Consider the following 20,062-nt stretch of genomic DNA (forward strand, 5'->3'; position numbering starts at 1 on the left):
CTCCTGGTGTGCCATGGTCTGTGATCTCTCCTGAGCCGGGTGCGGGCGGGGGGGTGGAACGGGGCGGCCGGTGGGTCAGGCGCGGAAGGGCCGACCGGTGATGCGGTCGCTGACCTTGCAGCAGCAGGCCCCGGCGCCCAGGCAGTCGGCGCCGTGCCGGGTGCTCATGGCCACGGCGGCGGCGCTGGCGGTGGATCCGGAGCCGCTCGTGGAGCTGGCAGCGCCGTGCACGACGGCGCCGTCGAGGACGGTGGCGGAGATGCTCATGTCCGGCAGCTGGTGCACGTCGGCGCCGAGCAGGTCGCCGTCGACGACGCACACGTCGGCGACCATGCCGGGCTGCAGCGTGCCCTTCCACCGCTCGGCGTGGTCCTGCCAGGCGGGGGTGCGCGTGTAGGAGATCAGCGCCTCCAGGCGGGTGATCGCCTGCTCGGGGCCGCTGACCCCGCCGTACATGCCCTCGCGGGTGACCGCACCGAGCACCCCGACCAGCCAGTCGGGCATCGTCACCGGCGCGTCGGAGGCGCTGGAGACCCGCACGCCCGCGTCCAGGGCGCTGCGGTAGGGCGCTTGCCAGGCGGTGCGCTCGGGACCCAGGACGCTCTCGACGCTGTTGCCCAGCAGGTACTTGATCGCTGCGTTCATGTTCGCGCCGATGTCGTGGCGCGCCATCGTCCGCAGCGTCTCCCGCGGCGCCAGGTCGCCGTGGATGACGTAGTGGCGAAGGTCCTCGCGCCGCCACCGCGGGCCCATGGCCGCCAGGTAGGCGGCGACCACCGCGTCGATCGTGGCATCGCCGGTGGCGTGGGTGCCCACCTGCATCCCCGCGGTGATCGCCACGGCGATGATCTCGTTCAGCTCGGCGAGCTGCTCCTCGATGCTCGCGCCGGCCACGGTGAGGGCGCCGCTGCCACCGTCCAGGTACGGCTCGTGCAACCAGGCGGTCTTGGCGGCGGTGGGGATGCCGTCGCCGAAGACCTTCACCCCGGCGACGCGCAGCACGCGCTCGTCGACGCCCTGCGGGCGGGCGTAGGAGCCCAGCGTGCTGCGCAGCCCCGCCGCGCTCGGCCCGGCGCTGAGCAGCGCGGTGATCCGCACCTCCAGGCGCCCGGCGGCGGCTTCGGCGGCGTAGACGGCCAGGGTGTCCAGGTCGATGCCCGGCTCGGTGATGCTGGTGATGCCGCGCTGGTGCAGCAGCTTCGTCCCGGCGCGCACGCTCTCGGCGATCTGCTGCGCGGTGAACGGGGGCACCACGGCGCGCACGAGGTTCTGCGCGCCCTCGCGCAGCACACCGGTGGGCTCACCGTCGGCGTCCTTCTCGATGACCCCGCCGGGCGGGGCCACGGTGTCGCGGGTGATGCCGGCCAGTCGCATCGCGGCGGTGTTGGCCGTGGTGGCGTGGAAGGAGAAGTCGGTCAAGACGACGGGGTGCTCACCGGAGACGGCATCGAGGTCGGCTGCTCGCGGCGGGCGCGGCAGGCGGTTGTCGTTCCAGCCCTGACCGCGGATCCACGCCGCCGGGTCCGTGGTGGCCGCCACGGCTTCGCGCACGACGGCGACGAGGTCCTCGATGGAGGCGGTGTCGACCGGGTAGGAGTACGGCGGCAGGTTCAGGCTGAGGGAGTTCAGGTGCAGGTGCGAGTCGTTGATGCCGGGCAGGACGGTTCCTCCTGCGGCGTCCAGGACTTGCGTTCGCCGCCCGCTCAACCGCTTGATCTCACGTGCCGAACCCACCGCGACGATGCGTCCGGCGCGGACGGCGACGGCCTCGGCCACGCGGCAGTGCTGGTCCATCGTGAGGACCTTGCCGTTGACGATGACCAGGTCGGCGGGGCCACGACCTGTGGCGGCGCTCGCCGGCACGGCCGATCCGGCGAGCGCCGCTCCGGTGGCACCGGCGCTGAGCAGGGTTCGGCGACTGAGGTGGGACACGGGTGACTCCTGTCAACGGTGGCAGCAGCCGGGCGGCCGGGCCAGCAGTGGGGATGGGCTGAGGTAAGCAGCAGCGGCGCTGCGCTGGCATCCGTAGAAGTACCGAGGACGTCGCCGAGCCGGGCGGGTAGGTCTTGTCGGTTATCGACCCTCGGCGTACTGTCGCGGCTCACAGCGGAAACCGAGGAGTCGCATGGACGTCGCGGCCGTGACCATCGCGGCGGAACTGGGCGCGCTGACCTCGAAGGCGGAGTCGATCCAGGTGGCCGGGCGGGTGCTGGAGCTGTTGAACCGGGTCCTGCCCAGTGACGCCTCGGCCCTTCAACTGGTCGACGGTGCGCGAACGTCCATCCTGGCCAGCCGGGGAGGCGTGGGCGACACCTGGAGCGGCACCGGAAATGACGCCGGGAGCGACATCGCCCGGAGCTTCTTGAACGATCCTCACCTGCCGCGCGTGGTGGGCGCCCGCGTTCCCCGGTCTCTGTCGACGGACGCGGGGAACACCTTCCGCGAGGGTTCCTTCTTCCGCCGCTACCTGCAGCCGTCGGGTTTTCAGGACGGGATGTCCGTGCACCTGGCGATCGACGGTGTCACGCTCGGGTTCTTGCACCTTTCAGCGGTGCAAGAGGTCTTCGGGCACGAGCAGCAGGTGCTGGCCGCTGCCTTCCAGCCGGTCCTGGCCAAGTGGCTGCACGAGGAGCGCAGCGGTGCCGGCTGCCGCCGGATCGGTCTGGATCTCTCGCACCGCTTGCCGGCGCACTGCTGCGCGGCGGTGGTCACCGGGGGACGCGTGGAGGAGGTGACGGGCTTCGAGCGACCGCACCTGCTCGCGGACCCGGTGTTCGCCCGCATCCTGCACCACTGCGGCTTGCACCCCCGGCACCGGCTGACGGCTTGGTGGTACAGCGAGCGGGGGTGGTACCGGTTCGTCGTCGAACCTCTGCTCGGCGGCGAACGAGTGCTCAACGGCGCCGTTCCGCTCCTGGTGCACGCCGTCGCGGGCGACCTGCCGGCAGGCTTGACGCACCGCGAGGTCGATGTGCTGACCTGTCTGGCCGTGGGCATGGACAACGCCTCCATCGCCGACTTGCTGGGCATCTCGCTGCGGACGGTGCACTCACACGTGGAGGGCGCGCGCCGCAAGACGGGCAGCGCCAACCGGCTGCAGGCAGCGGCCTACGCCCACCGCGAGGGGGTGCTGCACCCGCTGCGGCAACTACCCGACGCCGGGGTGGGCAGGCTCTGGCACCGGCAGTGAGCGCAGCGGCCTGATCGCGCCGCTGACCCGCCCGCGGTTGCCCCACCCGGCCGTTCACGGCGGCAGCAGCGCCATGGCGCTCATCGCCAGCATGCTGGCCGCCATCGCGCTGCTGCACGCACCGCCCACGAGGGCACTTGATCTTGCGTGCCCGCCGGGGTGCGGGACGCTCGGGTGCCCGGCCTGTGCGCGGCGCGTGCAGCGGCTCAGCGCGAACGACAGCCACGCCGCGGCGACGAGCAGCGCCAGGACAGCGCTCTCACCGGTGGGGCCGGCGACGGTGTGCTGGTGAGCACCGGGAGGCAGCACGAGCGCCGGGCTGGAGGCGCCGGCGTGAGCGTGCGGGGGTTCGAGCAGCAGCAGCACCGCCATCGCGAGCAGTTCCACCGCGCTGAGAACGCTCCCGCAGTTCCGGTGGGCGCGCGCGGCACTGCTCCACGCGGCCGTCAGCGTGGCCACGACGATGGTCAACCAGAGCCCGAAGGGAAGCGCCCTACCGGCGCCGGCCGTCAGGGCGGGCACCATGGCCACGCCCATCACCAGCTGCGGCCAACGCTGTCGGCGGCGCACCACCACGGCCAGCAGCGCCAGCGTGAAGCCGAGCACCGCCAGGCTGAGGTGGGCGTGGGCGAGCAACGCGCCGCGCTCGCTCACCTCGGCGCGGAGCTCGGCGCGGAGGTCGGTGCGCCCGCCGAGGGGGGGCTCGGCCGGGCACCTGCCGCGGTGGTCGCCGCAGCCGCGCTGCCCGGCGCGGCGCTCGGTGGGCGTCTGGCGCTCGCGGCACCGGCCACGAACGCCAGCACCACCAACGCCAGCAGCAGCACGGCGAGCACGGTGGAGCCGCCGATGAGGGTGGTGAAGTTCGCCAGGACCGCGGCCAGCACTCCGAGCAGGCCCACGCCTCCCAGCGCAGGGGCGACGCGCGTGTTCCAGGCGCGCCGGTCGATGTCGCCGCGTGCGAAGAAGACCAGGACCGCCGCGCAGGCCAGCAGCATCAGGACCAGCACGCTGAGGGTGGCCAGACCCGACATCCAGGTGAACAGCTGCGCGACGGGATCGGCGCCGGCCAGGGTGAATGCGGCCAGGACCACCAGCGCGCAGACGGTCTGCGCCAGTGAGCCGGTGTGCGGGGAGCGGTAGCGGTGGTGGGTGCGGCTGAGCAGGTGCGGTAGGGCCCCGACGCGGCCCAGCGCGTAGCAGTAGCGGGCGATGGCGTTGTGGAAGGCCAGCAGCGCGGCGAAGAGGCTGGTGAACAGCAGCACGGGCAGGACGTGCGCGCCGAAGGTGCCCAGGTACCGGGCGCTGAGGACCCCGATGACCAGGTCGGCGGTGTGCTCACCGGCCACCGCCTGCACCCGCGAGGGACCCACGGCGACGACGACGGCCCAGCTGGCGAAGGCGTAGAAGACGCCGATGAGGACCACGGCCACGTACGTGGCGATCGGGACGGTGCGCCGCGGGTTCCTTGCTTCCTCGCCGTAGATGGCGGTGGCCTCGAATCCGATGAAGGAGGCGATGGCGAACATCAAGGCGATGCCGGGCGATCCGGAGGCGAAGGTGGTTGGCTCGAAGGAGTCCAGCGAGGCGCCTTCCGGGCCGCCGCGCAGCAGGATCGCGGCGCTGAGCAGGGCGACGACCCCGATCTCCAGGACCAGCAGCACACCCAGGATCTTCGCGCCCAGGTCGATGTTGCGGTAGCCGAGGAAGCCGACGACGGCGAGCAGGATCGCCGCCCACGCCCACCACGGCAGCTGCGGCCCGCCGTAGCGCACGGCCAGCGACTGCAGGGTGCTGGCGGCCAAGCCGTAGATGCCCGCTTGGATCGCGGTGTACGTCAGCAGCGCCAGACCCGCCGCGCCCAGTCCCGGCGCCCGGCCCAGCCCCCGGGTGACGTAGGCGAAGAACGCCCCGGTGTCGGTGACGTGCCGGCTCATGGCGGCGTAGCCGACGCTGAACAGCAGCAGCACCGCCGCCACCGCGAGGTAGGCCACCGGGGTGCCGGCTGCGTTGCCCAGCGCGAGCATCACCGGCAAGGCTCCGCCGATCGCGGTCAAGGGCGCCGCGGAGGCGACGACGAGGAAGACGATGCCGGGCACGCCGATGGATCCGCGCAACCCGGTGGCGGGCTGCTGCGCTGGTGCGCCCGGCTCAGTCATCGCTGCGCCCACCACAGCACGAGGAGCTCGCCGCCGCCCCAGCGGCCGAGGCTCCGCCCGCCGACGCGGTGCAGTGCGCGCCCGCCGACGGTGGCACGTCCAGAGCGGGGTTGCGGTCGAAGAAGCCCACCGGCTTGAGCTTGAAGCCGGTGTAGTCCACCGGCATGATCGGCCAGTCCTCCGGCCGGGGCACGTGGGTGAGGCCGAAGGTGTGCCAGACCACCAGGTCGGCGCCGTCGATGTCGCGGTCGGCGGCCACGTAGGCCGGCAGCCCGGAGCCACCGGTGTGCTGGTTGACGAAGTCGCCGGCGGAGTAGCGCTGCGCGGGGTCGTAGCGGGTGACCCACAGGTGTTCGGTGGCGAACTCGGCGCGGCGCTGGATGGAGGAGTCCGGCGCGGCCAGCAGCGTCGGCTGGCCTTCGGGGAGCAGGGCGTAAGCCACCGGCTGACCCAGCGCGTTGCGGCGCTGGGGGTTGGTGATGTGCCACACCCGCGCCAGGGAGGGGTTCGCCTGGCGCCGGGCCTGCGACTCGGTGCGCAGGGGCGTGGTGGTGGTGGTGAACGCGTTGCCCCGCGGGTTGTCCGGGCCGGTGGGCACGCGGCGGACCTCGACCTCCTCGACGAGGTTCTCCTCGCCGTCGACGGCCATGTCCAGCCGGGCGGAGAAGAGGTGCTGGTGGTAGGGCGCTCCCAGACCCGGGGCGATCTGCGAGGCGTAGGGGTAGGCGTTGCCGTCCTCGTCCGGCGCCGGGTAGGCGGAGGTGAAGACGATGCCGGTGGCCTTGGCCTCGAACTCGATGGTGCCGTCGAGGTAGAGGTACCAGTAGAAGCCGTAGTCGTAGTTACCGATGGTGGTAAAGAAGGAGATCACCAGGCGGCGCTGGCGGCGCACGGTGGACGTGCCCGCCCAGGCGTCGGTGTGCTTGAAGAGGATGCCGTAGTCCTCCTCATGGATGCACACCGCGTTGGGCAGGATCCTGGGGTTGCCCAGCTCGTCGGCGACGACGGCGTCCATGTAGGTGATCTCGCCCAGGCAGTCGCAGCCGAGCTCGAGGGCGTTGGCGTAGCGGCCCACGAGGTACTCACCGGTGTCGAAGTAGTTCTGCCAGCTGCGCACCGGAGATGGGTCGGCGTAGGGCACGACCATCTCGGCGATCGAGGCGCGGTGGACGATGGGACGCTCGCGGCCCTGGTCGCGGTCGAAGAAGGAGATCTGGTGCAGGACCAGACCCTCACGGGCATCGAAGCCGACGCGCACCGAGAAGTTCTCCCAGCGCAGCAGGTCGCCGTCGAGGGTGAAGCTGGGGCCCAGCGGCTGAGTGATCTCGATCGGCTTCTGCGTGGTGCGGTACTCCCCGCGCACCTTCGGGTCGTCGTAGTTGCCCGAGCCGGCCGGCACCGGCACCGCACCGAGGTCGATCACCTGGGTGACTTCGTGGGCGATGACGTCGACGTAGCCGACCAGTCCGTCGATCGGGTGGGCCCAGGCGTGGTCGCCGGGGTGGTCCTGGCGGAAGGCCAGCCCGCGCAGGATGCGCCGACCGCTCTCCTCGGCGTACTCGAACACGCCCGCCGACAACGGCGCCACGCGCACGTCGGCGACGTCGAGGTCGCGCACGGCCAGCGCAGCCAGCCAGCGCTCGTCGGTGGCCAGCAGCTGTTCGACGAGCTCGAACTCCTCGTCCAGGACCGGCAGCTGGCCGTCGGTGGCCGCGTCGAGGTCGCTCACCGAGACGACCTGTCCGCGCCCGGGCGCGGACAGTTGGACGATGGCGTCCTTGGCCGCGACCCGGTTGACGTCGTGCAGCAGCACCCGCGCCCGGCGCGGGGCCAGGCTGCCGAGCGCGCCGGCCTCGCGCAACTCCTGCTTGGTCGGCTCGTCGAGCCCGACGTAGACGAAGCGCGAGGTCTCCCGCAGCAGGCCGGCCGCATCCAGTGCGGCGCGGACGGCGTCGATCTCGGCGGCCGTCAGCGAGGACAGCGGGTGGGTGCCGTGCGTGGTGGGACTCGCGGCGGGAACAGGCGTGATCGCCGTCATGCGGACCTCCTCGTTGAGTCTCCGAGCGTAGAAGAAAAGGTACGCGACGGGTTACGCCCACGGCAAGAACTCGTTGCGCGCCTGTTTCACCACGATCACCGCAGGCGCCTGCGCACCGGCGCCACACCTGCGCCACACCTGCGCCGCAGCCGACAGGCGAGAGCCACGCCCCGCGTGCATGCGGGCGCATCAGGTCCGTGGGCGTATCAGGTCCGTGGGCACGTCACGTCAGCGGTCGGCGCTCACGGCCGGTGAAGCGCCGCCAGGAAGGTGTTCAGCGAGGTCAGCAACCGCTCGGCGCTGAGCGCCCCCGCTCCGGACAGAGCCAGGATCTGCGCGCCCGTCAGCTGCGCCAGCAGCTGGTCGGCCAGCACTGCGGCATCGACGGCTGAGACGACCTCACCGGCCCGGCTGGCCTCCTGCAGCCAGGTGACCAGCGCAGCGTGCCAGGTCGCCATCGCCTGACCGTGCACCCGCGCGAGTTCGGGGTCCACGACCGCATGGCTCCATGCCGCGATGGCCACCCGAGCCTCGTGCAGCCTCAGCTCGTCCAGGGGCAGGACTTCCTGGCAGAAGGCTCGCAGCGCCGCCACACCCGCCAGCCCGTGCGTCACCGCCGCTGCACGCTGGTTGGTCTGCTCGTAGACGTACTGGTAGGCCGATCGGAGCAGATCCTCCTTGTCGGCGAAGTAGTGCGTCAAAGCGCCGTTGGCGAACCCGGCCTCCCGGGCGATCTCGCGCATGGTCGCGGCGTCCGCACCGTGCTCACCGATGAGGCGCCAGGTGGCCTGGATGATCTCGCGGCGCCTAGCGGCGTGATCGACGAGCTTGGGCATGGCTCCTCGTCCGCGTCAGCGGGTCGACCGGGCGCCGACCGCGACCCAAGCCTGCCACGCCCGAGATCACGCCGCGGGAGGTGGTCAGCGCGGCGCTCCCTGGCGCCGTGCCCCCTGAACCAGCACCGCTGCCAGCTCCTGGCCACCACCTGCTCAGGCCGTGGGAGCGATCGTGGGCGAGGCTGCGCTGATCACCTGCGGTGCGGCGACAGCCTTCAAGCCCTCCACCCCGAACTCCAGCCCGTAGCCGGAGCCCTTGACCCCGCCGAAGGGCACCATCGGGTGCACCCCGCCGTGGGAGTTGATCCAGACCGTGCCCGCCTGGATCCGTTCGGCCACCGCCCGCGCGGCCGCCGGGTCGGCGGACCAGACAGAAGCACCGAGGCCGGCCTCCAGGCGGTTGGCGCTGGCGACGGCGTCGTCGATCTCGCTGTAGCGGATGATCGGCAGGGCCGGCCCGAACTGCTCCTCGTCGACCAGTGGGTCGCCGTCCTTCAGATCCGCGATCAGGGTGACGGGGAAGAAGAGCTCACCCAGCTCGGTGGCCGGCTGCCCGCCGGTGACGATGCGGCCACCGCGCTGCTTGGCGTCTTCGACCAGGCGGGCGACGACGTCGAACTGCTGCTTGTTCTGCAACGGACCCAGCACGCTGGTCTCGTCCAGGCTCGCCCCCATCGGCATCGCGCGGGCCACGTCGGCGAGGGCGTCGACGACCTCCTCGTAGAGGGAGTCGTGCACGTACAGGCGCTTGAGGGCTGCGCACGTCTGGCCGGTGTTGATGAAGGCTCCCCAGAAGAGGCCGTCGGCGATCGCCTGCGGGTCGGCGTCGGGCAGGACGATGCCCGCGTCGTTGCCGCCCAGCTCCAAGGTCAGCCGCGCCAGGTTGCCGGCAGAGCTCTCGATGATCCTGCGGCCGGTGGCGGTGGAACCGGTGAACATCACCTTGTCCACATCGGGGTGGGACGCCAGGCGCGCGCCCACCTCGCCCTCGCCGGAGACTGCGCTCAGGACACCTTCGGGCAGCTCCTCGTTAAGGATGGAGATGAGGGCCAGGACGCTGAGGGGGGTGTACTCGGAGGGCTTGACGACGACGGCGTTGCCCATGCGTAGCGCGGGGGCGACCTGCCAGATGGTGATCATCAAGGGCCAGTTCCACGGGCCGATCGCGCCGACGACACCGACGGGGCGGTAGGTGAGCTCCGCGCGGGTGGCACCGTCGTCGACGACGACCTGCGGCTCGAGCGTCGTGGCGGCGGTGGCGCGCAGCCACGCCGAGCAGGCGCCAACCTCGAAGCGGGCGTTGGGCCCATTCAACGGCTTGCCCTGCTCGCGGGCCAGCAGCCGTGCCAGCGGCTCGGCGAGGGCGTCGATGCGGTCGGCCATGCGCAGCAGCACCTGCGAGCGCTGCTCGTGCCCGCTCGCGGCCCAGGCGGGCTGCGCGGCGCGGGCGGCGGCCACGGCCGCGTCGAGGTCCTGCTTGCTGTGGACGGGGGCCGCGCCGAGAACGGCTCCGGTGGCGGGCTCGCGGATCTGGCGGCCTTGCCCCTGCGGGGCGCTGACCCGGGCCAGCAGGTCCTCCTCAGAGCCGGCGGAGGTGGCGGTGGCAGAGGTGCTCGCGCCGGTGTCGGTGGCGGTCATGGTGCTCCTTCACATCCTTGCGGGTTCCTCGGTGAACGGACCGCGGACGGGCTGCGGCCAGGATCCCCCCGGCCCGGGCTGAAGGCTTGGGCGTGCGCGCGCAGTGCTTGTCCGAGAGCGCACAAGAGTCGCCCACCCCGCTGACTCAGGCTGTCCGCTCGCAGCAGAGTGGCGAACGAGCGGCGCATCGACGTCCGGTGCACCAGCCAGCACAGCCGAGCCGTCGAAGGAGACGATCGTGAGCCGGACGACGCCAGGTGCGGTCCCCTCCTACGACACCGTCGTCGTGGGCGCCGGTTCGGCCGGCTCTGTGATCACCCGGCGCCTGGTGGACGCCGGCCAGCGGGTGCTGCTGCTGGAGGCCGGCGGCGAGGACCTCAACCCGGCCATCCACGACGTCGGTCGCCTGGGCGAGCTGTGGCACGGTCCGGAGGACTGGGGGCACTTCACCACTCCTCAGGAGCACGCCCTCGGCCGACGCCTGCACCTACCGCGCGGCAAGGTGGTCGGCGGCTCCCACGCCCTCAACGCGACCATCTACGTGCGAGGGCACGCCAGCGACTACGACGCCTGGGCAGCCGCCGGCTGCACCGGCTGGGGGTGGCGGGACGTCCTGCCGGCCTTCAAGGCCATCGAGGACTACGACGGCGGCGCCAGCGAGCTGCGTGGCAAGGACGGCCTGCTGGATGTCGTCGGCAGCTACCCGCTCGCCCCGATCCAGGCTTCCATCGTGCAGGCCGCCCAGCAGGTCGGCATCCCCTTCAACCCTGACTACAACGCCGGAGAGCTGGACGGCATCTCGCAGCAGCAGATCACCGTGCGCGACGGGCGACGGCTGAGCACCTACACCGCCTACGTGCGCCCCGTGCTCGACTCCCCCGCCCTCGAGGTCGTCACCGGTGCGCACGTGCACCGCCTGCTGCTGGAGGGTGGGCGGGTGGTGGGTCTGGAGTACGAGGTGGGCGGGCGGCTGGTGCGCCAGCAGGCCGGGAGGATCGTGCTCTCGGCCGGCGCCATCGGCTCCCCCAGGCTGCTGCTGCTCAGCGGCATCGGGCCGGCCGCGGAGCTGGAGGCGGTGGGAGTTCGCCCAGTGCTGGACCTGCCCGGCGTGGGCAAGAACCTGCACGACCACTTCCTCTCCCCGGTGATCTTCGCCACCGGACGTGAGATCGCCCCGCCCGCGGGTGGCGCCTCGGTCACCCAGACGCACCTGTTCGCCCGCAGCCGGCCCGAGCTGGAGGTGCCCGACACCCAGCCGATCCACTTCAGCGTCCCCATGTACGAGCCGTGGATGCAGGGCCCGAGCAGTGGCTTCTCCTTGATGGCGGGCCTGATCCGCCCGCACAGCCGCGGCGAGCTGCGCCTGTCCGGCTCCTCCCCGCACGACGAGCTGCTCATCGACCCGGCAGCGCTGTCCGAGGAGGCCGACCTGCAGGCACTGGCCTTCTCGGTGGCTCAGTGCCGCCGGATCGGCGCCGCGCCGGCGCTGGCCGAGGAGTGGGGCGCACGAGAGCTCTATCCGGGCGCCGAGGTGGACAGCGAGGAAGCGGTGCGCGAGTACGTGCGTCGCACCGTGATCACCTACCACCACCAGGTCGGCACCTGCCGCATGGGCGTGGACGAGATGGCGGTGGTCGATCCGTGCCTGGCGGTGCACGGCGTGCAGGGCCTGCACGTGGCGGACGCCTCGATCATGCCGCGCATCACCTCCGGCAACACCAACGCTCCCAGCATCATGATCGGGGAGAAGGCCGCAGCAGCCCTGACCAGCTGAGACCGCACTGGCGGTACGCCGGTGGTGCGCCAGTGCTCGCCGCTGGTGCGCAGATCCTCGCGTGGACGCTGAAAACGATCGTGCGTGCTCGCGAGGGCGGCTCAGCCGCGCTGGGCGCTGCCGCGTGCTCGCGAGGGCGGCTCGCCGTAGGCGCCCTTGTAGGCGTGGGAGAAGTGCGCCGGGTCGCTGAAGCCCCAGCGCGCACCGATCGCCGCCACGGGCAGGCCCACCTGCGCAGGGTCGGTGAGGTCACGGCGGCAGCGCTCCAGGCGTCGTTGCTTGATCCATGCCGCGACGGTGGCGCCTTCGGCCCGGAAGAGGGCGTGCAGGTGCCGCGTGGAGACGTGGTGGGCCGCGGCGATGCTGACCGGGCTCAACGTCGGATCGGCCAGGCGGGCCTCGATGTGCTCGTGGATGCGGGCCAGCAGGGCGCGCTGGCGGGCATCCGCGCTGGAGCGCACATCCAGTTCAGAGCAGACCAGCGTGGTCACCAGGTCCAGCGCGTGGCTGCTCAAGCGCGCCCGGGCCGGCTCGGCGACGCGCTCGAGCTGCTCGGCCATGTGCGCCAGGAACGGAGCCACCACGGCACCTACGCCGTGCGCGCCGTCGAAGCGCGTGGCCGTCACCTCCCGCACCTGCTCGGGCGGCAGACCGATCAGGGAGTGCGGAAACATGAGGATCAGCGCGCGGAAGTCGTCGTCGAAGGCCATGGAGTAGGGGCGCGAGGTGTCGTAGACCGCCACGTCACCGGCGGCCAGCACCGCCTCCCGATCGCTTTGCACCAGCAGGCAGCTGCCTTCCAGCTGCACGCTCACCTTGAAGCGGGGAGCTCCTCCTCGCTGCACCAGCCCGGGGGTGCGCTCCACCAGGTGGCGGCGGGCGTCGATCTCGATCACCTCGATGCCGGCGGCTCCCCTGGAGCGCAGGTGCGCGCGGAAGCGGTCGGGAGCGCTGGTGCTCACCTGCAGCGGCACGAAGGCGGAGGAGACCGCCTCGCTGAAGGCGTCGATGCCCTGCAGCTGCAGTCCGGCGCCGGTCGCCGGGTGGGTGTACGGAGTCGTCGACGTCATGGACCCCTCCTCGAGCGCCGCCACGGCACAGTGGCGGTCCGCACGATGCTAACCGCCTCGTCGGTGCCAGCAGCAGACGCAGCTGCGCTCGCTCACCCGAGTGCGCGCGCAGCGCCGCCTGGGCGCCCCAGCGCTGTGGACAGCTGCCGGGCCGCTGCGCTCAGCCGTGCGGCGACCTCCGCCTCGTCGAGCACGGTGCCGTCGATGTAGACCACCGCGAGGGCGCAGGGCTCCTCCAGGTGCGCCGGCACCGGAACCGCCACCGCCCGCAGCCCCGGGATCACCTCGTCGTGGGAGGTGGCCCAGCCACGGCGGCGCACCTGTTCGACCTCCGCCGCGCGGGAACCTGCCGGCACCGCAGGGCGCGCTGCGAGCAGCGCCAGTCCCGGCGCCCCGCGCTCCAGAGGGTGCACGGTGCCGGGGCGCTGGGCCAAGCTCGCGCCGGGGCGGCGCGGCTCCACGCTGGCCAGCGTCACGCAGTCGTCGCCGCGGGCGACCACCACGAAGGCGGTGACGCCGAGGTCGGCCGCCGCGGCCTCCAGCACCGGCTCGGCCGCGGTGCGCAGGTCGGGGAGCACCGAGCGCGCCAGGACCGCCAGCCCGACGCCGGGGCGATAACGCCCGGCGGCGTCGCGATCGACGAGGCGGTGCGCTTCCAGCGTGCGCAGCAGCCGGTAGGCGATGGAGCGGTGCAGTCCCAAGCCGGCGGCGACGTCGTCCACGCTCAGCGCCTGCTCAGCGGCGGCGAGCAGTTCCAGCACCTGCAGTCCGCGCGACAGCGTCTGCGACAGCGCTCCCTCGACGGCCACTTCGCCTCCTCACTCCTTGGACCACCAGCTCATCACCGGCTTGATCACCACATCGAGCGTCGCACCGGTCGTAGTGCGGCGCGCTGGCGGCGCCAGGTGCCGCGAACCCTACCGATGCGCCGGGCGGCCTTGACGGCTCCAACCACTGACCCTACGGTTGTTCTACATCAGAACTGCTCGTTCCGATATCGAATACGCCGTTCCTGGCGCAGGGTGCCACAGAGAGGTGGGCAGAGCCCGTGCAGTTCCACCACCACGGATACGTCTCCGGCGATCCCCGGATCCAGCCGGCTGCCGGCACGGGGCTGGACCGCCCCGAAGAGCTGCCCGAGCGAGTCGACGTGCTCATCGTCGGCACCGGACCGGCCGGGATGATCGCGGCCGCGCAACTGGCTCAGTTCCCCGGCGTGAGCACCCGCATCGTCGACCGTCGCGAGGGCCGACTGGCGATCGGTCAAGCCGACGGCATCCAGGCGCGCAGCGTGGAGACCTTCCAGGCCTTCGGCTTCGCCGGCCGCATCAGCGCCGAGGCCTACCGCATCACCGAGACGGCCTTCTGGAAGCCGGATCCCACCGACCCCGCGCGCATCACGCGGACCGCGCTGACACCCGACGACCCCTCCGAGATCAGCGAGTTCCCGCACCTGATCGTCAACCAGGCGCGGGTGCTGGACTACTTCGCCGAGGCGATGGCCAACGCCCCGACGCGCATGCGCCCGGACTACGGCTACGAGTTCCAGGACCTCCTCGTGCACCCCGCGAGCGAGGACCATCCCGTCGAGGTCACCCTGCGGCGCGCGGCGGGCGAGGACGCGGGACGGACGTGCACCGTGCGCGCCAGGTACGTCATCGGCGCTGACGGTGCGCGCAGCCGGGTGCGCGCCTCCATCGGCTGCACGCTGGCGGGGGCGGCGGCCAACCACGCCTGGGGGGTCATGGACGCCCTGGCCGTCACCGACTTCCCCGACATCCGCCGCAAGTGCGCCATCCAGTCCAGCACCGGGGGCAGCATCCTGTTGATCCCCCGTGAGGGTGGGCACCTGTTCCGCATGTACGTCGACCTCGGCGAGGTGCCCGAAGGCGGCAGCAGCGCGGTGCGCGCCACCACCCTCGAGCAGATCATCGCCACCGCCCAGGAGATCCTGCACCCCTACACCCTCGATGTGCGCGACGTCGCCTGGCACAGCGTCTACGAGGTCGGCCACCGCCTGAGCGACCGCTTCGACGACGTCCTGCCCGAGCAGGCGGGCACCCGCACCCCCCGGGTCTTCATCACCGGCGACGCCTGCCACACCCACAGCGCCAAGGCCGGGCAGGGGATGAACGTCTCGATGCAGGACGGGTTCAACATCGCCTGGAAGCTCGGCCACGTGCTCGAGGGCCGCGCCCCCGAGAGCCTGCTGACGACCTACTCCGCCGAGCGGCAGGTGGCCGCGCAGGCCCTCATCGACTTCGACCGCGAGTGGTCGACGCTGATGGCCAAGAAGCCCGAGGAGATGGCCGACCCCGGCGAGCTGGAGCGCTACTACGTGCGCACCGCCGAGAACCTCGCCGGCTTCGCCGTGCAGTACACCCCCTCGATGCTGGTCGCCGAGCCGGCCCACCAAGGACTGGCCACCGGCTTCCCCATCGGCAAGCGCTTCAAGTCCGCTCCCGTGGTGCGTGTGTGCGACGGCAACCCGGTGCAGCTGGGCCACCACGCCACCGCCGATGGCCGCTGGCGCATCTACGTCTTCGCCGACGCGGCGGCGCCGGGTGCGGCCACGGCGGTCGACGAGTTCGCGCACTGGCTGGGCCAGGCGCCGGACTCACCGCTGACCACCACCCCTGCGGGCGCGGACGTCGATGCGTGGTTCGACGTCAAGGTGGTCTACCAGCAAGAGCACGCCAGCATCGACATCGCCTCCGTGCCGGAGCTGTTCAAGCCCCGCACCGGCCGCTTCGAGCTGGTGGACTACGAGAAGGTGTACGCCGCCGACCCGGCGGCCGACATCTTCACCGCACGCGGGCTGGACCGCGACGGTGTCGTCGTCGTGGTGCGCCCGGACCAGTACGTGGCCAACGTGCTGCCCTTGAGCGCGGAGCCAGATCTGGCGGCCTTCTTCGCTCCGCTGCTGCGCGTGCCGGTCCCCGCGAGGGCTTGAACCTGCAAGACCCGCAGCACGCCTCGGCCGCCGCTCGCTCGGGGAGCGGCGGCCGAGGCGTGCTCACCACGCGGCCGCGGCTACCTCGCGGCGGTGTTCACCGCGATGATCTCCTCCTGGTGAGGCGCGACGACGCTGGCGCTGATCCGGCAGTCCAGCAGGAAGACGCCCTCGCGCCCCGAGGCGATCCAGTCCGCCAGCCGGTCGAGGTCCTCCAGCGTGCGCGCCACCGCGGCCTCGGCGCCCACCGCGCGCGCCAGGGCCGCGAAGTCGACGTCGGGGATGAGCATCGGCTCCAGCGCCAGGCCCTGCTTGCCGTACAGGCTCACCTCGGCGTTGTAGGCGGCGTCGTTCCACACCACGACGATCCCCCGGCGGGTCTCACGCACCACGCTCTCCAGGTCGGCCAGCGCCATCAGGCAGCCGCCGTCCCCGGTGCTCAGCACGATCGTCGACTCGGGGCAGGCGCGGGCCGCGCCCACGGCGCTCGCCAGTCCCAGCCCGATGCTCTGGTAGGCGGTTCCGACCATCTGCATCCGGTGCGGTGCGGCTACCGGCCAGTAGGCGTTGGCCCAGCCGATGAAGTGACCACCGTCGGAGACGACGACCCGGTCCTCGGGCAGCACCCCGGCCAGCCGGGTGGCCACGCTGCGAGGGTCGAGTCGGCCGTCGGCCGCCAGGCCGACACCCGGGTCGCGCCGGTGCAGGCCGCGGCCGGTGATCTCGGCCACCGCGGCGCGCCAGCCCGGATCGGCGCCCCGGCGCTCCGGCAGGGCCTCGCGCACCGCGCGCACGGCCTGGGCGGCGTCACCGCGCACGAAGTGCGTGACCGCCGGGTGGGTGGGGCCCCGCCCCTCGTCGACCTGGATCACCCGCGTGCCCGGGGCGAAGAGGCGCCCGAAGCGGGAGGTGAACTGGTTCAGACCCGCCCCGACCACCAGCACGACGTCCGCGTCCTGCACCAGGGCCATCGCCTCCTCGTGGCCGAACCCCCCCACCACCCCCACGTCGTGGCGCGCATCGGGGAAGGTGCCGCGGGCGATCGCCGTGGTCCCCGTGACCGCCCCGAGCGCCTGCGCCAGATCCCCGAGCACGGCGCCCGCGCCGGCCAGGACGGCGCCGCGCCCGGCGAGCAGGAAGGGCCGCCGAGCAGGAGCCAGCTCCGCGGCGGCGGCAGCGGCCGCGGGGGCGTCCACGGCGGGCGGTGCAGGCACTCGCAGCGCGGGCAGCTCGCCGGCCTCCGCCGCGGAGCGGGCCGCGAGGTCGTACGGGATCGCCACCACGACCGCGGTGCGCTCGCAGAGCGCGTGCTGCACCGCCGCCGTCGTCACCGCGGCCGCGTCCTGCCGGCCGACGGTGAAGGTGCGCACCCCCAGGGCGGCAGCGATCGCCACCTGGTCCACGTCCCAGGGGCGCGGGCCGGTGGTGGGTCGCTCCCCCACCACCAGCACCAGGGGAACCCTCGCCTGCGCGGTTTCGGCCAGCGAGGTGATCGCATTGGTGAAGCCGGCGCCGTAGGTGGTGGTGGCCACGGCCAGGCGGTTGCAGGCGCGGGAGTAGGCATCGGCCGCCGCGACCGCGGCGGCCTCGTGCCGGACGGCGGTGAAGCGCACCTGGCCGGCGGTGTGCAGGGCGTCGATGAAGTGAGCGTTGCCGTTGCCCATGAGGCCGAAGGCGTCGCTGGTGTGAGGTGCCAGGGCGCGCGCGACCTGGGCGGAGACGGTGGGCATGCGGACTCCGGAGGACGGTGTGGCGGTTTCCCTATGTGTCTCGCGGCACCGTCGCTTCGTGCCCCTTTTGCGGGCACCGGGACCATCGTCCGGACGAAGCAACTGTAGGACAGGCGGCGTGGAGGGGGAACCCCGGAACTGCTGCGCTCTCCACGACCTCTGCGACCTGCGCGGCGCCTGCGGTCTCCGCGACAGCACCGTCGAGAGCTCGTGCACGACGGTCGCGCTCAGGCGCGTGACAGCGTGCCAGCTGCGAGGAGTCGTGCAGACCGTCGCTGAGGAGGCGGCGGGATGGATCCCGCCCGCGTCGGAGTCGTCTGCCGGGTCGACGGCCCGCTCGGCCCGGCGCTGCACCTGCTGCCGCTGCAACTCGCGCCGGCCCGGCTCAGCTCCCTGGCTCAACCGCCGGAGCGCGGGACGCCGGTGTCGTGCGCACCAGGTGGAGGCGCCGGCCAGCTGCAGGCAGCGGCATGGCGAGGCCTTGCACCGGCGAGATTTCAAGACTCTCGAGGACGCTGGACACCGACCCTCGGACGGTCATCGCCCCGTCCTCCTCGACCGGATCGTCCACCAGCTCCACCACCGCCGGGGCGCGACCTGCGGTGACGACGTCGAGGACCTCGAGCGAGTCCGTCGCCGGGCGCACCGACCCAGGCCGGTGACGCCGTGAAGGCGCGTCGTGGCCCGGCCGATCAGCGCCCGTCGACCAGGACCACCTGCGAGGCCAGCACGAGTTCACGGCGCCGCGCTCCGCGCGGCAGGTCCCGGCAGGGGGAGGGATGCCCCCGTCGAGCGTGCAGGCGTGCCGACTGGCCGGGTGGTGAGCAGGTCCGCGCGAGCCGCGCGGGGTTCACGGTGCTGGCGCTGCGGCTCCCTCGCCGGTGGCGGCCCCGGGTACGTCTACGCGTCGGCTGCTCGAGCCCATGGCTGAGCCCTCCCGATGGGGTGCGCGACGGAGCCCGGGCGCGACGCCTCGCCGTGGCAGGCCTCAGAGGTGATGGGCTCAAGCGTGGCGGATGCCGTAGATCGGGTTCTGCGCCTGCTCCTCCTCGTTCTCCGGGCCCAGCGCGATCCCGCGGCGGTCACGGATGAGCAGCGTGGCGGCGAAGGCGATGACCGTCAGCGCGCTCAGGTACCAGCCCACGGAGTGGACCGTCCCCGTGCGCTGCACCAGAGCCGTGGCGATGGTCGGCGCGAACGCGCCTCCCAGGATCGCTCCCAGGGCGTAGGAGATGGACACTCCCGAGTAGCGGATGGAGGCGGGGAAGAGCTCGGAGAAGAAGGCTGACTGCGGCCCGTACGTCAGGCCGATACCGATGCTGAACAGCCCCAGCCCGAGGGCCAGCAGGAGGATGTCGCCGGAGTTGACGAGCGCGAACATCGGGAAGATCGCCGCCAGCTGGCAGATCCATCCCACGATGTAGGTGTTGCGCCGCCCGATGCGGTCGGAGACGACACCGGCGGTCCACGTCGAGGCCAGCCACACCACCGCCGAGAACAACACCGCAAGCAGTACCGAGGTGCGCTGCAGGCCCAGCGGACCGTCGGGGTCGGTGGAGTAGTTCTGGATGAAGCCGCCGGTGGTCATGTAGCCGGCGGCGTTGTTGCCGGCGAAGGTGAGCGCAGCCAGCAGGACCAGCAGCGAGTGCCTGCGGAAGAGCCGGAGCACGGGGACGCGGGTCTTGGCGCCTCGCGCGGCGATCTCGCGGAAGACCGGGCTCTCCTCGACGGTGCGGCGGATGACGATGCCCACCACCAGCAAGACGATGCTCAGCAGGAACGGCACCCGCCAGCCCCAGTCCAGGAACGCGTCGCCGGGGGCGAGCACCCCGCTCATGAGAGCGAGGACGCCGGAGGCGAGCAGCATGCCCAGCGGGACCCCGATCTGCGGGTAGGCCCCGTACTTGCCGCGCTGCCCGGCGGGGGCGTTCTCCACGGCCATCAGCACCGCCCCACCCCACTCACCGCCGGCGGAGATGCCTTGCACGATGCGCAGCAGCAGCAGCAGGACCGGCGCCAAGACACCGGCCTGGGCGTAGGTGGGCAGCACGCCGATCAGCGTGGTCGCCCCACCCATGAGCAGCAGCGTGATCACGAGCATCCGCTTGCGGCCGATCCTGTCCCCGAAGTGCCCGGCCAGGAAGGCGCCCAGGGGGCGGAAGAGGAAGCTCAGCCCGACGGTGGCGAAGGACAGCAGGATGGCCGTGGACTTGCCGGCAGGACCGAAGAAGGTCTGGGCGAAGACCAGACCGGCTGCGTTGGCGTAGATGAAGAAGTCGTACCACTCGACCGTCGTGCCGATGACGGTGGCGGTGGCGACCCGCCGACGCTCGGCGGCCGCGGACCTGGGTGACTTCGTCGTGAGGACGGACACTGATGACTCCCTCGTCGTGTGGTGCGGGGCCAAGACGCTCGGCCGCGTTCGAGTACCGAGCGCCCTGCTCCGAAGTAGGTGCTTTCCTGCACCAGGAACGGTGTCGCGACGGCCAGCTCATCCCGTGTCCCGGTGGAAGTCCGGTCGACTGGCGCAGCGTCAGCAGGTTCACCGTCAGCACCAGTCAGGTGCTCTTCCACCTGATCAGGCTCGGCGGGCGGTTGCGCCTCCGCGCCGGCTGTTCGGGCGGACTGGTCGGTGGCTCCAGCACAGCGCTCGCTGTCGTAGCTGGAGTTGGAGCTG

General features: G+C 72.3%; 13 protein-coding genes. 3 read left to right on the top strand and 10 right to left on the bottom strand.

The features are described 5' to 3' along the window. Nucleotides 1-75: 75 nt before the first annotated feature. A complete protein-coding gene (locus GTQ99_RS02225) occupies nucleotides 76-1,932 on the bottom strand; it encodes an amidohydrolase family protein (protein ID WP_205706640.1) in 1,857 nt (618 codons plus the stop codon). 193 nt (nucleotides 1,933-2,125) lie between these two features. Between GTQ99_RS02225 and GTQ99_RS02230 the strand changes: the two genes are divergently transcribed. Further along, nucleotides 2,126-3,190 (top strand): helix-turn-helix domain-containing protein, encoded by a 1,065-nt coding sequence (locus GTQ99_RS02230; protein ID WP_166614113.1) that lies wholly within the window; start codon nucleotides 2,126-2,128, stop codon nucleotides 3,188-3,190. Between the two features lie 54 nt (nucleotides 3,191-3,244). Here GTQ99_RS02230 and GTQ99_RS02235 read toward each other — a convergent pair whose 3' ends face one another. The 5 genes from GTQ99_RS02235 to GTQ99_RS02255 form a co-directional block, all read right to left on the bottom strand. After that, complete coding sequence (locus GTQ99_RS02235; RefSeq protein ID WP_166614114.1) at nucleotides 3,245-3,844, bottom strand: hypothetical protein; 600 nt, start codon at nucleotides 3,842-3,844, stop codon at nucleotides 3,245-3,247. Next, a complete protein-coding gene (locus GTQ99_RS02240) occupies nucleotides 3,841-5,346 on the bottom strand; it encodes an APC family permease (RefSeq protein ID WP_166614115.1) in 1,506 nt (501 codons plus the stop codon). The genes GTQ99_RS02235 and GTQ99_RS02240 overlap by 4 nt, the downstream gene beginning before the upstream one ends. Next, nucleotides 5,339-7,384: a primary-amine oxidase gene (locus tag GTQ99_RS02245; protein ID WP_166614116.1), complete on the bottom strand. Its 2,046-nt coding sequence runs from the start codon at nucleotides 7,382-7,384 to the stop codon at nucleotides 5,339-5,341. The genes GTQ99_RS02240 and GTQ99_RS02245 overlap by 8 nt, the downstream gene beginning before the upstream one ends. A 242-nt stretch (nucleotides 7,385-7,626) precedes the next feature. After that, complete coding sequence (locus GTQ99_RS02250; RefSeq protein ID WP_166614117.1) at nucleotides 7,627-8,220, bottom strand: TetR/AcrR family transcriptional regulator; 594 nt, start codon at nucleotides 8,218-8,220, stop codon at nucleotides 7,627-7,629. A gap of 153 nt (nucleotides 8,221-8,373) precedes the next feature. Beyond that, the gene (locus GTQ99_RS02255) at nucleotides 8,374-9,858 is read right to left on the bottom strand and encodes an aldehyde dehydrogenase family protein (RefSeq protein ID WP_166614118.1); all 1,485 of its coding nucleotides are present in this window, start codon (nucleotides 9,856-9,858) and stop codon (nucleotides 8,374-8,376) included. A 238-nt stretch (nucleotides 9,859-10,096) separates the two neighbouring features. Between GTQ99_RS02255 and GTQ99_RS26545 the strand changes: the two genes are divergently transcribed. Further along, nucleotides 10,097-11,632: a GMC family oxidoreductase N-terminal domain-containing protein gene (locus GTQ99_RS26545; protein ID WP_166614119.1), complete on the top strand. Its 1,536-nt coding sequence runs from the start codon at nucleotides 10,097-10,099 to the stop codon at nucleotides 11,630-11,632. A 101-nt stretch (nucleotides 11,633-11,733) separates the two neighbouring features. Here the strand turns inward: GTQ99_RS26545 and GTQ99_RS02265 are convergent, their stop codons facing one another. After that, complete coding sequence (locus GTQ99_RS02265) at nucleotides 11,734-12,702, bottom strand: AraC-like ligand-binding domain-containing protein (RefSeq protein ID WP_166614120.1); 969 nt, start codon at nucleotides 12,700-12,702, stop codon at nucleotides 11,734-11,736. A gap of 92 nt (nucleotides 12,703-12,794) precedes the next feature. Further along, nucleotides 12,795-13,511 (bottom strand): helix-turn-helix domain-containing protein, encoded by a 717-nt coding sequence (locus tag GTQ99_RS02270; protein WP_166614121.1) that lies wholly within the window; start codon nucleotides 13,509-13,511, stop codon nucleotides 12,795-12,797. Between the two features lie 239 nt (nucleotides 13,512-13,750). Between GTQ99_RS02270 and GTQ99_RS02275 the strand changes: the two genes are divergently transcribed. Next, a complete protein-coding gene (locus GTQ99_RS02275; RefSeq protein WP_166614122.1) occupies nucleotides 13,751-15,655 on the top strand; it encodes an FAD-dependent monooxygenase in 1,905 nt (634 codons plus the stop codon). Between the two features lie 80 nt (nucleotides 15,656-15,735). Here GTQ99_RS02275 and GTQ99_RS02280 read toward each other — a convergent pair whose 3' ends face one another. Together GTQ99_RS02280 and GTQ99_RS02285 are read right to left on the bottom strand one after the other, a co-directional pair. Then, entirely contained in the window at nucleotides 15,736-17,385 is a 1,650-nt protein-coding gene (locus GTQ99_RS02280; protein ID WP_166614123.1) for a thiamine pyrophosphate-binding protein, read from the bottom strand. Nucleotides 17,386-18,388: 1,003 nt separating this feature from the next. Continuing rightward, the gene (locus GTQ99_RS02285; RefSeq protein ID WP_166614124.1) at nucleotides 18,389-19,759 is read right to left on the bottom strand and encodes an MFS transporter; all 1,371 of its coding nucleotides are present in this window, start codon (nucleotides 19,757-19,759) and stop codon (nucleotides 18,389-18,391) included. Between the last annotated feature and the right edge of the window lie 303 nt (nucleotides 19,760-20,062).

Origin of the sequence: Kineococcus vitellinus (assembly GCF_009906315.1) — a bacterium.
GTDB classification, from domain to species: Bacteria; Actinomycetota; Actinomycetes; order Actinomycetales; family Kineococcaceae; genus Kineococcus; species Kineococcus vitellinus.

Bases quoted from the DNA above. Each gene is read 5' to 3' on its own strand.
- GTQ99_RS02255 (WP_166614118.1), bottom strand. From the start codon at position 9,858: ATGACCGCCACCGACACCGGCGCGAGCACCTCTGCCACCGCCACCTCC.
- GTQ99_RS02245 (WP_166614116.1), bottom strand. From the start codon at position 7,384: ATGACGGCGATCACGCCTGTTCCCGCCGCGAGTCCCACCACGCACGGC.
- GTQ99_RS02265 (WP_166614120.1), bottom strand. From the start codon at position 12,702: ATGACGTCGACGACTCCGTACACCCACCCGGCGACCGGCGCCGGACTG.
- GTQ99_RS02240 (WP_166614115.1), bottom strand. From the start codon at position 5,346: ATGACTGAGCCGGGCGCACCAGCGCAGCAGCCCGCCACCGGGTTGCGC.
- GTQ99_RS02250 (WP_166614117.1), bottom strand. From the start codon at position 8,220: ATGCCCAAGCTCGTCGATCACGCCGCTAGGCGCCGCGAGATCATCCAG.
- GTQ99_RS02230 (WP_166614113.1), top strand. From the start codon at position 2,126: ATGGACGTCGCGGCCGTGACCATCGCGGCGGAACTGGGCGCGCTGACC.
- GTQ99_RS02280 (WP_166614123.1), bottom strand. From the start codon at position 17,385: ATGCCCACCGTCTCCGCCCAGGTCGCGCGCGCCCTGGCACCTCACACC.